At 42.0% G+C, this 13,301-nt stretch carries 12 protein-coding genes; 9 read left to right on the top strand and 3 right to left on the bottom strand.

Annotated features, from left to right (window positions below):
• Positions 1-3 precede the first annotated feature (3 nt).
• The 9 genes from E2R65_RS01620 (at position 4) to E2R65_RS01580 (ending at position 7,877) form a co-directional block, all read left to right on the top strand.
• Entirely contained in the window at positions 4-1,758 is a 1,755-nt protein-coding gene (locus E2R65_RS01620) for a type VI secretion system Vgr family protein (protein ID WP_134334725.1), read from the top strand.
• A 29-nt stretch (positions 1,759-1,787) separates the two neighbouring features.
• Positions 1,788-2,747, top strand: a complete 960-nt coding sequence (locus tag E2R65_RS01615) for a hypothetical protein (protein ID WP_134334724.1) — start codon at positions 1,788-1,790, stop codon at positions 2,745-2,747.
• Between the two features lie 44 nt (positions 2,748-2,791).
• Complete coding sequence (locus tag E2R65_RS01610; protein WP_134334723.1) at positions 2,792-3,904, top strand: hypothetical protein; 1,113 nt, start codon at positions 2,792-2,794, stop codon at positions 3,902-3,904.
• 7 nt (positions 3,905-3,911) lie between these two features.
• Positions 3,912-4,571 carry a hypothetical protein gene (locus E2R65_RS01605; RefSeq protein WP_134334722.1) on the top strand — a complete coding sequence of 220 codons (660 nt, stop codon included), beginning with the start codon at positions 3,912-3,914 and terminating at the stop codon, positions 4,569-4,571.
• A 281-nt stretch (positions 4,572-4,852) separates the two neighbouring features.
• Positions 4,853-5,476 (top strand): hypothetical protein, encoded by a 624-nt coding sequence (locus E2R65_RS01600; RefSeq protein WP_134334721.1) that lies wholly within the window; start codon positions 4,853-4,855, stop codon positions 5,474-5,476.
• A gap of 128 nt (positions 5,477-5,604) precedes the next feature.
• Entirely contained in the window at positions 5,605-6,222 is a 618-nt protein-coding gene (locus E2R65_RS01595) for a hypothetical protein (protein ID WP_134334720.1), read from the top strand.
• A gap of 19 nt (positions 6,223-6,241) precedes the next feature.
• Entirely contained in the window at positions 6,242-6,826 is a 585-nt protein-coding gene (locus E2R65_RS01590; protein ID WP_134334719.1) for a hypothetical protein, read from the top strand.
• Positions 6,823-7,206 carry a hypothetical protein gene (locus tag E2R65_RS01585; protein WP_134334718.1) on the top strand — a complete coding sequence of 128 codons (384 nt, stop codon included), beginning with the start codon at positions 6,823-6,825 and terminating at the stop codon, positions 7,204-7,206. Before E2R65_RS01590 ends, E2R65_RS01585 begins: the two co-directional genes overlap by 4 nt.
• Positions 7,207-7,295: 89 nt before the next feature.
• Complete coding sequence (locus tag E2R65_RS01580) at positions 7,296-7,877, top strand: hypothetical protein (protein WP_134334717.1); 582 nt, start codon at positions 7,296-7,298, stop codon at positions 7,875-7,877.
• A 39-nt stretch (positions 7,878-7,916) separates the two neighbouring features.
• Here the strand turns inward: E2R65_RS01580 and E2R65_RS01575 are convergent, their stop codons facing one another.
• The 3 genes from E2R65_RS01575 to E2R65_RS01565 all read right to left on the bottom strand — a co-directional run bounded on the left by E2R65_RS01575 (position 7,917) and on the right by E2R65_RS01565 (position 13,270).
• The gene (locus E2R65_RS01575; RefSeq protein ID WP_134334716.1) at positions 7,917-9,812 is read right to left on the bottom strand and encodes an AAA domain-containing protein; all 1,896 of its coding nucleotides are present in this window, start codon (positions 9,810-9,812) and stop codon (positions 7,917-7,919) included.
• A gap of 95 nt (positions 9,813-9,907) precedes the next feature.
• Complete coding sequence (locus E2R65_RS01570) at positions 9,908-10,951, bottom strand: NAD(P)-dependent alcohol dehydrogenase (RefSeq protein ID WP_134334715.1); 1,044 nt, start codon at positions 10,949-10,951, stop codon at positions 9,908-9,910.
• Between the two features lie 156 nt (positions 10,952-11,107).
• Complete coding sequence (locus E2R65_RS01565) at positions 11,108-13,270, bottom strand: glycoside hydrolase family 3 N-terminal domain-containing protein (protein ID WP_134334714.1); 2,163 nt, start codon at positions 13,268-13,270, stop codon at positions 11,108-11,110.
• Positions 13,271-13,301: the final 31 nt, after the last annotated feature.

The raw sequence follows: 13,301 nt of genomic DNA, 5'->3' as shown, positions 1-13,301 counted from the left end.
AATATGGATAGCAAGATAAAAGTAGATATTAGCATAGAGGGTACGCCGATTGCGCATTTCTCTTCTTTTACACTGGAACAGCGTTTTAACGAACACCATACTTTTCAGCTGCGCTTTAACCACGACCAGATAGAGAACACCAACAAGGTGACACTGGAGAAATCAAAAGAATTTATAGGTAAAAACCTTACGGTGCAGTTTGGCCGTACAGAAGATGCCGATCATCAGTTCACCGGCAAGATCACCAGGGTAGAGATAGCCCAGAGCCACGGTTTTCAGGGTGATATAGTGATAAGCGGCTTTAGCCCGAGTATCCTGATAGACAGGGGGGCAGACCTGGGCTCGTACCTGAATAAGGACCTGAAAACCATTTTGCAGCAGGCAACGGCCGATGCCCCGCAAAATGATCTGAGCTTTAACATAGCCCCGGCATATACATCGCCGATCGACTACCTGATCCAATACCGCGAAAGTGATTTTGAATTTATCAACCGCCTGTCGGCAGAGTATCACGAATGGTTTTATTACGATGGTACCAAACTGAATTTTGGCAAGCCGGCAAAGCTGGAAGAGATAACCCTCATCTACGGCCGCGATCTGCACAGCATCCAGTATGGCATGCAGATCTCGCCGCTTACCTATCAAAAATTCTCCTACAATTCGGTGCAGGATCAGCTCCTGAGCGCAAAACCATCAGGCGCCAGTAATGGCTCGGCAGATCTGTCGCACGCCATATCGGCCTCTAAACAGGTGTACAGCAAGCAATATAACGAGCCGCTTGATGTGCGGGTAAACTCGCAAAAAGATATAGATACGTTTGTGAACGATGAACACAAGGCCATCGTATCCGAATTGTTGAGCATCATGGGCAACGGCGATAACCCGCAAGTTAGCCTGGGCAAGGTGGTCAACATCAGCACCAGCATGCGCGGGCAGATAGGTTTTGAGGTGCAGGATTTTGGCAAGTTTTTGGTAACCGCCGTTTACCACCAGTTAGATGGGGTAGGCCATTATCAAAACACTTTTGAAGGCGTATCTGCCGATAGCGAGAAGCTGCTGGTAAAGAATGCACAAAAGCCGATGGCCGATATGCAGCTGGCCACGGTTATTGATAATGACGACCCTAAAAAGCAGGGGCGTGTTAAGGTGCAGTTTAAATGGCAGTGCACCGCTAACGACCCAACCGAGTGGCTGCGGGTGATGAGCCCGAATGCAGGCCACGGCGACACGGGTAAAAACCGCGGCTTTTTGGTAGTGCCCGAAAAAGGCGACCAGGTAATTGTAGATTTTGAAGAAGGCAACATTGCCCGCCCCGTAATATTAGGCAGTGTGTATCACAGCAATAATGTAGACAGCGGCGGTTTTACCAACAGTAATATCAAAGGCATGCATTCGCGCAGGGGGAGCAATTTAACTTTTGATGATGGTGCACATGCCTTAACACTTGCTACTTCTGCAGCAAACACCGTTTACGTGCACGAAAAACAAGGCTCTATTCAATCAACCGCTGCCAAAACTATCGTTCACCAAACAGGGGATAATGCCGTGGTAATGCAAAACGATGAGGGCCTTATTGGTTTAACTGCTTTAAAAAAGATTGTACATGAAACGGGCGGTAACGGTATAGAGATAGAAAACGATAGCGGGTCGATCTTAATTACTGCCAAGCAATCTATTACCCTACAGTGCGGTAATAGCACAATTAAGTTAGAACCGAGTAAAATAACGATTACCAGCCCACAGGTTGATGTGAATTAATCTACCTAACCATTAATAACTGATTTTATATGAACAGATTTAAGTTTTTTGAAGGTGATCTAAGCTCTGACAAACAGGTTGCAGAAGCGCCTCAGAATGATTTTACCGTGCAAAAAACCAGTAGCTTAAATGAACAAAATGTTTTTAAAGAAAACGAAGCCAGGTATAGAAGCGAACAGTTGGTTGTAATTAAGATAGATGGTATAATTGAAAGTCACATCGAAACAAAACTGGAGTATCACGTCAAAAAAATCATCAGCAACGGTCAATTACTGGTTCAGGTTGAATTAAAAGATCAGATCAATACTATACAACCACAATATTTGCAGGAGAGCCTTAAATTAATGAGTATGATTGATGTCATCAAAAGCAATGCGCTTGTTTTAATTGATAATCATAGTGGTAAGATAAAAAGTATTGTAAATATTGATGAAATAAAAGCAAATTGGCTTGCTTTTAAAAAAGATGTTTATGCTAATACCAGTTTTATAAAGTCGCCAGAGATGAAAGCTAACATAGATACTTTTATTAGCAATGCAGAGGCGCAAATGACTGAAGAAAGTATCTTACAGGATTTTAAGGTACGCCCATTTTTTGATCTGTTTTTTGACCGCTATTTAGTTAGCGAGCAACTCTCTTATAACGATTACAGTAAGCTTTATTATTCGCAATTGTTTGATCATTTACCGGTTGAATTTGATGTTAAACAAATGATAACCGAGGAATCGCCGGTTTTATTACAGGTGAACAAAGCCGCAAGTTTAAACGCAAATAATATACATCTGGCAGATTTTGAGCGCGTGTATGACCTTAGATACAAACCAAGGATAGGGTACAAGTTTTCTAATTACTCGTATAACCATAACACATGGGTTAGTTACAGGTTTGATGAAAATTTGCTCGACGAAGCCACAATGACTATCGTAGAAGAGGTGAAAAATAACATTGAGCTTATTGTGGATTATAAAGTAAGGAGGGTTGAGTTATGAGTAGTTCTTATCTTCCATCAGGCGTACAGATCAACTGCACATTAATGACGGTTTCAAAACCGCAAAATTTAGGTTTGTCTCGGTCCCTAAAAACCGTACACGGAAAAAAGACTTCGATCTGGCTAAATATCGACGATAAAAAAATCAGCGTAAGTTTTGTTTGTAAATCACCGGCTAAATTTTGGAGTGGCCTTGGCAGCATGTTAATGGGCGTAGCTATAGGTATATTAGTAGTTGCAGCGGCAGTAGTAGTAGTTGCAGCGGTAGTAGGTACAGGTGGCGCTGCTGGTGTAATATTGGCAGGTATGGCAGCAGCGGCTACAAGCACTGCAACAGGTGTTATAGTAGCCGGGCTTGCTATTGCTGCGCCGGTTGCTGCCCTGATAGGTGTGTATAAACAAAGCCATGCATGTGATTGCTCTTTAGATAAAGGATCTAAATGGATTAATATGCATAATAAGGTAAATTTTGATCAAAATAAAGCCATTGTACAAAAATCATATTTGAAATGCACTAATGGCGGTTTAATACAGCCATTCTTAAACTCGGCTATTGCACAGTTGGCTGCAACAAAATTTGCAGCAAATAATAACGATGAGTTGATAGAACATTATAAACAACAGGGAATAACCGGGTTCATAAGTGGTTTTACCGGCCTTGCCGATCCGTTGGGTACATCAATAGGTGTAGGATTTAGTACTTATGAATATTTTGAAGGTAACGATACAGAAACCTTAGCTAATGAAAGTGGAAGTGAAGAGGATGATTATAAAACTGATGTAAAAAATACATCTAGGGATAATGCGGTTGGCACTGTTGCCGGGGCCGGAAAGGGTTCTTTAGACGTAGTGGAAACAATGACACAGCAAAACCGCACCATTATAAGAGAACTTATGGATCAGGGTGCTACATATGAACAAGCTGATAGGTTTACGGCTTTTGGGGAAAGCACGTTTAAAGGCGAGTTTAAAAATATGGGTATTGGCTTAGGTGTAGGGCTGGGTTTTGGCCTGGCGGGTTCCGTTGCCAACCACTACATTAACAAAAGCTTTAAAGAAAATAAGAAAAAACTTATAGACGAAGTTAACGCCTCTTTGAAAACATTACGTGAACAAGACCGGCAAACGGGCTTAGGCGTATCAGCCAGCCAAAAATAACTTAAAAATGAAAAAAGTGATATTAATATCTGCAGTAAGTTTAATTGCCGTTGGATTAGTTGGAGGGCGATTTTTGGGGCGTTGGATAATGAATAAAACGGATAACCCCGATACCAGTATCAATAGAGGCCAGGAAGTTGCAGATTCTTATATTCAAAATAGTGATACGCTTCACTTAGTGCTGAAAAAATTCAAATACGCGAGTAAATATTTTGAAGTTAAAGCCAAAACCAATTACTTCATGGATGGCAATGTTGCATTCATACATCAGGCTACTATTTTTTTTAAAGATGAAGTGCGCCAAAAATTTTTTACGATATATTACTTTTTTAACAAGCCGTATTTCGATCAGGCATATGGAGTTTTTGCAGATGGGAATTTAAATACGGATGGTGAAAATATTATTGCAACTGTAAATAAAAAAGAGTTAGCAGATGCCTCATATGGTACTGCTGCCAAACCTATCCCTATAATTTATTTTGATGCACCTGCTGTATCAAATAGCTTTTACAGCATGGTTGCTGGTGATGCTACAGATAAAGCAGCCTTTCATGGTAGCGAGGCCGAGTTTAAAAAGTACATGCTACATTATAATGCGTGGCACTACTTATCTTATGTTAAAAGTAAAGCTGATTTCCACAAGATGTACAGTAAAGGGGGAAATTAATTAAATGCTTTTTTTTGCAGCTAAAGGAATTTGAAAAACTGATTAAAGATGGCGGCTATAAGTTAACTTTAAGCGATAGGTAAATACTGTTAAACAAATGATTGTTCTTTTCAATTGTAACATGCATTGAAAACTCTTAAAGATTTAGAATTATAACAGTTGGAATGCTGTGTTAAGTGATTTAACAATCGCTTTACTTTTACCATCCAAACAAAATCCAAATCCGGAGAAAGCAATGCAACTGTACAAGGAATATTTTCTAGCACAAAGAACCTAAGACAATGAGCTGGTTAAAAAATATGGGGGGATTTATCGGATATATAATTGGTGCTTTAGTAATATTGCCTTTGTTATTAATCGGTTATAATTATTTTTTTATAAACAAGAATAATGTTTCGAAATACATTGACGGTTACCTAAAAAATTCAACCGAGGTTATAGTGCAGGTGCCGGCATATGATAAAAGCAGTTTGCCCAATGATGATATCTATGTAACAAAATCTTACACAACTTCTATGCAAGCTAAAAACATGGGCAGGGATGGAAGTAAGAAAACAAGAATATACTACAGGTTGGTATTGGATAGTAACACCAAAAAATACTTCCAAATAACAATGTTTGATCTTACGAATGGCTTTTTTGGTGCTATTGACAATAATGTGGTTTATTTAAAAGTAAACAAGGATGACCTTGCGAATAGCAAATATGGTACTAAGGATAAGCCTATTTTAGCATTTAGTGTGCGCGGCGCAGATAAGCCACTTACCGAGCTCCGTGCTACAAATGATAACCCTGGTGGCAGTAATGTAAATATCGACACGCCTCCCGAACAATATCAATACAATGCTTTTATGTATTTAACTTATGTAATGTCTAAAGGTGATTTTAAGGCAAGATTTAAGTAATCATACGCAATGTTATTATGGAAATACGCGATATGTCCAATTACTAATGCTGTTGATTTTAAATAGGGTTTGCTACTAACTTTTCATTAGATTATGTAAAAGATAAAGGTAAGGACCAAGTGTATGAAATGGCCGGGGTAAAGAAGTATGTTGAAGGTGAAGATACTGACTTAGAGCGCCTTAAAGAGACCGAGCAATCAAAAGAGGCGGATAATTCATCGATCTATGACAACTCGAAGCGTGCCGGTGAAGCTACAGGATCCGGAGTGAACGCAGTTGGAGACAGAACGGGGCAATTTGAAACTACTGATCGTCAATCACGTACTGTTTTAAATAGTTCTACAGGCGGAATAGAAGAGTATAGATCTGATAGAACATCCAACGCTACTCCGGGCGCAATTCCGGAACGAAACACGAATATCACCACAACAAATACCAACGATTTTTATTCAGATCATTCAGGTACTTACATGAATGAAGAAAATGTGACCCGTAAAACGGGCCGGGAATTTAGACCAATGAGTAGTACAGAGCATAGGAGTATGGTAAGGGGGGCTACAACCGGCTACGTTAAAGACTATTTTTCAAAACCTGAATTTTCGCTAAAGGGAGTCGAAAAGGGTGGCTTGGTAATGGATATTATTGTTGATGCTTACAAAGGCATAACACGTTTTATAGTTTCTAAAGATGTGGAAGATTATCTTGAGGAATTAAAAACATCTAAAGAGAAGCGAGAAAAAGTATAACAGTTATCGAAGATCAAGTATGAGTTTTAAAACATTTTTGAGCTGTTTTGTGATAATGTGGCTTGTTTATTTTTTGTTTTTGATCGTCAGCACAATTAGTGTATCTAACAATTTAAAAGTTTTTACAGAAACCAACATTACTATGCGTGCAGCGGGGGCATTTGGTTTAATAAGGCATTATTATATAGAGCCTTACCAGAATTCGCCGCATAAAACAAAAAATGATCAAGTTACCGATAGGGTATATTCAGGGCTTTCGCTTGCAAGATTGTTAGTGCCTAAAAGCGATATTAACAGTTATAAAAAAGTTACATTTTATGCTTTACAAAGAAATGATCAAAGGGTGCATTTTGCAGCTACATCAGATAGTGAGCCTGCTACAACCATTAGATTATATATTGACATATTAGCATACCTTATCAATAAGTATCTTTTTATACATGTAGGCTTCTTTTTATTATGGGCTTTTAATAGTACAATATATAGTTACCTGAAAAAGGGAAAGGATGTTAACGGCGAAATTGCAGAAGCAGATAACTCAAAAGGATTAGAAAATGTCCAAAAAACTTTATTATATATCACGTTAATACTGCTATTTGTATGAAAAGGATAATTTTAATATTTGCCAGTGTTATAGTACTTATTGTTATTGGTAGATTGTTTTATTTTATGTTGTTTGATAAAAATAGTACAACTAATGTACAGGATATTAAAAGTGATTTGCAATCTGGCCGGTATGATTACAATTTAGGCACCCAAAAAATGAAAGAAAAGGACTTTTCAGGAGCCGAAAATCATTTTTTAGAGGTTATAAAATATAAAGATCAGGTTGAAAAAGATATTTATATTAATACGCTTGTTAATTTAGGTATATGTTGCGCAAACCAACAAAAGTTAGCTGATGCCGAAAAATATTGGAAAGAAGCAGCAAGTATGGGAGATGAAGACGCCGCTAAAAATTTAAGATTATTGCATCAATCCTAACGATATAAAAGATACAATAATTTTATAACTGATCTTGTAGCCAGGTAGTATGGCGATGGTTACCTGTGCACAACTTCAAAAGTTTAAACATGTCAAAGCAAAGTCCGTATTTTTTTGGTTTAGGCTTGTTTGTAGCTCCGTTTATAATTTTTGTTTTATTAATCATATTCGCACCTGGCACGCCTTCTCAAAATAGTATCAAATCCTATGTTAGAAATAGTAAAGAAATTACATTAACTATTGATAAATGGATTTATTTAAAGGGTGGAATGTGGGCAGAAAATTTAGTTAAGGGAGATGAAGCAAAATTCTCTCATCGCTTACGATATTATCTTAATTTCCGTAAAAACAGGTACAAAGATTTTGCTGTATTTTATTCAGCCGGGTATAAAAAGTATTTTGTAATAGAAAGCTATAACAACTCGATGCAAAATCTTTTGAACTATCAAAAAGAAAATGCGTTAACCTGCATGGTAAATAAAGAAGAGTTAAATAATAAAAATTACGGTACAATCAAGCATCCTGTTCCGATACTTTGGATTACTAAAGGGCTGGGATTATCTTATCCCGAATACTTAAAATTATACACAATTAATGTTACAGAATACTTAAGGTTTTACAAAGGGCGCCAGGCCTTTGATAAAGGTGCATGTACGGTTTGTGCTTACTAACCTATTAGATAACGCCCATATTACAAAGTACTACATTACTTAATTTCCCATTAATTCCCAGGCGCTTTGGTAACCGTTTATTTTTTCGGCGTAACTTATCAGGCCGGTGTAAAAAGGCAATATGGCCAGTGTAGAACTATCGCCGATAATGACCAGCTTTTTACGCGCACGTGTCATGGCTACGTTCATCCGGCGGATGTCTGCCAAAAAACCTATCCCGCCATCGCTGTTACTGCGCACCATACTGATATATACCACATCGCGCTCCTGCCCCTGAAAACTATCGATCGTATTTACGGCTATTTTGCCGGCATAGGGCTGTAGTTGGGGCGTGCTGTCCAATTGCTCGCGCAATAAACGGATCTGCTCCTGGTAGGGCGAAATAACCGCTACAGACGGGAATGCGCCGGCCGTAAAAGTGCTGTTAAGTTCGGCTGCAAGCCTGGTTAAATGCTTAAATAAAAATGCGGCTTCCTCGGGGTTGGCCACACTGGTGCCAACCGGTTTTTCATCAAATGCGCAGCCTGCCGTATCCACAAATGTAAAGGGCGCAGCACCTTCAAACAAAACCTGCTCTGCTACCGATGCATCCGCTCGCAACTTATCATCATAAAAAACTTTGGATGAATAGCCCATAATGGCCTCATTCATCCGGTACTGCACATCAAGCAGGGTTACTGCTTCTGGATGCAGTTTAATGCATTTTTCGAGCAGGGTAGTGTTTAAGCCGTTACGCGCTGCCTCGGCAGATTTGATGGTGGGCGATAGCTGGCAGTGGTCGCCGGCTAAAACTACTTTTTGCGCTTTCAGTATCGGGATCCAGCAGGCAGGTTCAAGCGCTTGCCCGGCCTCGTCTATCACTACCGTGTTAAATTTAAGGTTACGGATGGTGTAGTGATTGGCGCCAACCAGCGTGGCCGAGATTACCTGCGCCTTGGCCACCACATCATCAATAATAAATTGCTCTGTTTTGTCAACATCCTTCATTATTTTGTGGGCCTCGTCAAACAGGGCCTTGCGCTGGTCGCGTTCGGCTTTGCCGAAATTGCGCTTATACTTGTGGGCCATGTTCTTAAATTCCGAGGCCATTTTTTTGAGGCGTTTTATCTCCTTGGTTTGGCTATGATCAGCCATTTTACTATCCAGCGTTAAAGCCATCAGTTTATCAGATACCCTTGCCGGGTTGCCTATGCGCAGCACATTTAAACCTTCGCCTGCCAGTTTTTCGCTCAACAGGTCAACAGCGGTATTGCTTGGGGCCACCACCAGCACCTTTTTTTCGCCATTGCGGATGAGGGCTTTAATAGCCTGCACCAGCGTGGTGGTTTTGCCCGTGCCCGGCGGGCCATGCACAATGGCCAGATCCTGCGCAGCAACAATTTGCTTTACCGCATTTTGCTGTGACAGGTTCAACCCCGGCAAATTCAAATGCACTTCTTCAGTAGCAAAACCGGGAGCGGTATCGCCCGTGAGTATCTGTACCAAACGCGTATCCTGTATGCTCACAGCCTGTTTAAGCGCGTTCTGCATTTCATCGTAGCTGTTATTATCAAATAGCAGGTCTACGCCTAATTTGCCGTCGCGGCACCAGTCTGGCAACTCATCTGTTAATAGGCTTAATTTTAATTTGTTGCCGCCCTGGTAAGCTACGGTTCCTTCCAGGCGGTCGTTCTTTGGATCGTGATTGGAGAAGATAGCAGCCGAGGAGCCGAACCTGAATTGGTGGCCAAGATCCTGATGCGTGGTGCGCTCCAACTCTACGGTCAGATAATCGCCCCGGCCAAGTTCGGTACCACGGATGGCTACCGGGTACCAGGTAATGCCATTTGTACGGCGATCAGCCGCCGAACTTGATTCGGTTAGTTTTAAGTACTGGCTGCGGTCTTCATTCAGTTCTGTTTTAAGCAGATCCTGCAGCCTTTTGAAATAATCCATCGTGCAAAGGTAACACGGATAATCCGTTCTAAACAAACAAAGTCGCAGCACGTGCTATACGTACCGCGACTTTGTTACCACCTGATGCCCGGATCTTACAGCGTAGCCATATCTATTACAAAGCGGTAGTGCACATCACCGGCAAGCGTGCGCTCATAGGCTTCGTTGATCTTATCTATACCGATCACTTCCACATCTGATGTAATGTTATGCTCGGCACAGTAATCCAGCATCTCCTGGGTTTCTTTAATGCCGCCCACTAACGACCCTACCAAACTGCGGCGATTGAAAATAAATGGAAACGCTGCAACAGATGTAGGCTCGGGCGGGGCGCCCAGTAAAACCATTACACCATCGGTAGTTAACAGGTTCATGTATTCATTATAATCATGCGGGGCAGAAACCGTATCGATGATAAAGTTAAAGCTGTCGGCCAGTTCGGTCATGGTGTCTTTTTCGGTGGTGAGCCTAAAATGATGCGCACCCAGTTCACTGGCATCCTTTTCCTTACTTTTAGACCGGCTTAACATGGTCACCTCGGCACCCATAGAGGCGGCCAGTTTAACTGCCATGTGCCCAAGTCCGCCTAAACCAACAACGGCCACTTTATCGCCTGCCTTTACACCCCAGTGGCGCAGCGGCGAATAGGTGGTGATACCGGCACAAAGCAGCGGTGCCACTTTTTCTAACGGCAATTTATCAGATACCGACAAAACAAAATGCTGGGTTACCACAATATGGCTTGAATAACCGCCCTGGGTTATGGTTTGCTTATCCTGGCTTTGTGAATTATAAGTTTGCGTATTGCCGTTCTTACAATATTGTTCCAGGTCGTTTTCGCAGTTGGCGCAATGCATGCACGAGTCTACAAAGCAACCAACACCTACGGTGTCGCCTTCTTTAAATTTGGTTACATTTTGGCCAACGCGGGTAACTTTACCTACAATTTCGTGGCCGGGCACAACCGGGTAAATGGTGCCGCCCCATTCGCCGCGCGCGGTATGGATATCAGAGTGGCAAACACCGCAAAATAATATCTTTATTTCTACGTCATCGGCGCCGGGTTCGCGGCGTTCTATAGAAAAAGGGGCAAGGGGTTTATCGGCAGCCTGGGCTGCGTAAGCTTTTACTGGTTTCATGTATAATTGTTTTTATATGGTACAGCTAATATTAACTATGGTTTGTAAAATTTGATATAAAATTGAGGCGTGCTTATCAAACTTAAGTATTATAAACAGGAAAAGGCTTTGCAATCAAGCAAAACCCTTCCTGTAAAATCAATTTATACACCTGTTTTATTTAACCTGAAACCTTGCGGTAATTTTTTCATCAGCCGATGAACTGCCCAGCACCAATTGATAAGTGCCCGGATAAAGTTTCCATTGGTTATTTTTCAGATCCCATTTTTGCAGCTCGGTAACAGGTACTTTCAGCGTAATGGTTTCAGAGCCGCCTTTGGCTACCGATACCCGTTTAAATGCCTTTAGCTCTTTAAGCGGCATGCGGTCTACAGTAGGGTATTTGATGTATGCCTGTACAATTTCGTCGCCATCCATTATGCCTATATTTTTAACAGCTGCGGTAATGGTAATGGTATCTTTAGCGCCATACTGTTTTTGTGGCAGTGTAACAGCTTCGTAACCAAAGGTGGTGTAGCTAAGGCCAAAACCGAATGGATATTGCACCTTCCCTTTAAAGTAGCGGTAGGTGCGGTTATTCATGCTGTAGCTTTGGTAAGGCGGCAAATCATTCACCGAATTATAAAAAGTAAGCGGTAAACGGCCGGACGGGTTTACCTTGCCAAATACAATATCGGCCAGGGCATTACCCCCTTGTTCGCCGGGGTACCAGGCATATATAATGGCATCCGCATAATCTGCTATGGCAGATACATCAACATCGCTGCCTGCAGTGATGACAGCTATAATAGGTTTTTTTACACCTTTACGTAAGGCCTTCATAAAGGCAATTTCGCTGGCGGGCAGGCTCAGGTTCTTTTTATCGCCGCCATTTTCTGCCAGGAATGCGTCACCCGCTTCACCTTCCAGTACCGGTGATAATCCTAAAACCGCTATGGTTAGGTCGGCATTGCCTGCTCCCCAAATCCCGCCGAAGTGTGTGGTGTCGCGATAATCGCAGCCCATATCGTATTCAACCCTTGTAGCAGGGTCTACCGCGCCGGTTATGCCTTCTACAAAATTCACTACTTTGCTGCTTACGCCGTGGTAGCTGCCCAGCATGGCATCTAAATTTGCAGCATTTGGCCCCAGCACCATTATAGCCGGGTAATTCTCTTCTTTTAAAGGTAAAAGGTTATTGCTGTTTTTGAGCAATACCATGCTTTGCTGTGATGCCTTGCGGGCCAGTGCAATGTGTTGCGGGGTATGCAGGCTATCTGCCCGGTAGGTGTAATACGGGCTTTTGGTGATGTCATCAAAAAAGCCAAGCTTAAATTGTGTTTTTAATAAACGACCAAGAGCAATATCCACTTCTTTTTCGGTCAGCAGTTTTTGCTGAATGGCGTTGATCACATCGCGTTGCAAAACAGATGAGCAATCCAGGTCGATACCTGCCTTTATAGCGGCGGCGGCGGTTTCTGTGGCATTAGGGATGGTTTTATGGGTTAAAAAAACATCATCTAAAGCGCCGCAATCGGTTACTACGTGACCTTTAAAGCCCCATTCTTTTCTTAAAACATCCTGTATCAGGTGTTTATTTACCGAGTTTGGTATGCCGTTTACCCGGTTATAGGCCGTCATGATAGATTCCACACCACCGTCAACCAGTTTATGAAAAGCATACATGTAGGTTTCGCGCAGGTCTTTCTCATCTACAATCGCGTCAAAATAATCGCGGGTTGCCTCGGGGCCGCTGTGTGCCACAAAGTGTTTGGCTGCCGATGCCGTTTTCATGTGCAAAGGGTCGCTGCCTTGCAGGCCATGTACAAATGCGGTGCCTATCTGCGATGTAAGGTAGGGGTCTTCGCCATAAGTTTCCTGCCCGCGCCCCCATCTCGGGTCGCGAAAGATGTTGATGTTAGGCGTCCAGAAGGTGAGGCCCATATATTGCAAATGGCGGTCTTTAGCGGTAGACAGGTTGTATTTTGCCCTTGCCTCTGTGGATATTACATCAGAAACCGAGCGGATCAAATCCTGGTTAAAAGTAGCAGCCAAAGCAATCGCCTGCGGAAAAACGGTTGCTTCGCCGGCGCGCGCTACGCCGTGCAAGCCCTCGTTCCACCAGTTATAGGCCGGTATGCCCAGCCTGGGTACAGCCTGGCTGCGATATCCTAACAGGGATACTTTTTCTGCAAGGGTTAACTTCGATAATAAATCTTTAACGCGCGTATCTATCGGCAGCGATTCGTTTTTATAGCTTTGCTGTGCCATAACCGCGCTGCTTAATAACAAACTTAAGATAAATAGGAGGGATGCTTTTTTCTTGAAGAGGTATTTCATGCTTGTGTAATAGAACTTGGTTTTAATATAT

This window comes from Mucilaginibacter phyllosphaerae (genome assembly GCF_004378255.1).
GTDB classification, from domain to species: Bacteria; Bacteroidota; Bacteroidia; order Sphingobacteriales; family Sphingobacteriaceae; genus Mucilaginibacter; species Mucilaginibacter phyllosphaerae.
Note: the sequence above shows the minus strand (reverse complement) of the source record. Positions and strands in the feature narration are given on the sequence as shown.

Excerpts from the sequence above, each read along its gene's own strand:
- E2R65_RS01600 (WP_134334721.1), top strand. The coding sequence starts at position 4,853 with ATGAGCTGGTTAAAAAATATGGGGGGATTTATCGGATATATAATTGGT.
- E2R65_RS01615 (WP_134334724.1), top strand. The coding sequence starts at position 1,788 with ATGAACAGATTTAAGTTTTTTGAAGGTGATCTAAGCTCTGACAAACAG.
- E2R65_RS01580 (WP_134334717.1), top strand. The coding sequence starts at position 7,296 with ATGTCAAAGCAAAGTCCGTATTTTTTTGGTTTAGGCTTGTTTGTAGCT.
- E2R65_RS01585 (WP_134334718.1), top strand. The coding sequence starts at position 6,823 with ATGAAAAGGATAATTTTAATATTTGCCAGTGTTATAGTACTTATTGTT.
- E2R65_RS01575 (WP_134334716.1), bottom strand. The coding sequence starts at position 9,812 with ATGGATTATTTCAAAAGGCTGCAGGATCTGCTTAAAACAGAACTGAAT.
- E2R65_RS01595 (WP_134334720.1), top strand. The coding sequence starts at position 5,605 with ATGGCCGGGGTAAAGAAGTATGTTGAAGGTGAAGATACTGACTTAGAG.
- E2R65_RS01565 (WP_134334714.1), bottom strand. The coding sequence starts at position 13,270 with ATGAAATACCTCTTCAAGAAAAAAGCATCCCTCCTATTTATCTTAAGT.
- E2R65_RS01590 (WP_134334719.1), top strand. The coding sequence starts at position 6,242 with ATGAGTTTTAAAACATTTTTGAGCTGTTTTGTGATAATGTGGCTTGTT.
- E2R65_RS01620 (WP_134334725.1), top strand. The coding sequence starts at position 4 with ATGGATAGCAAGATAAAAGTAGATATTAGCATAGAGGGTACGCCGATT.
- E2R65_RS01570 (WP_134334715.1), bottom strand. The coding sequence starts at position 10,951 with ATGAAACCAGTAAAAGCTTACGCAGCCCAGGCTGCCGATAAACCCCTT.
- E2R65_RS01605 (WP_134334722.1), top strand. The coding sequence starts at position 3,912 with ATGAAAAAAGTGATATTAATATCTGCAGTAAGTTTAATTGCCGTTGGA.
- E2R65_RS01610 (WP_134334723.1), top strand. The coding sequence starts at position 2,792 with ATGACGGTTTCAAAACCGCAAAATTTAGGTTTGTCTCGGTCCCTAAAA.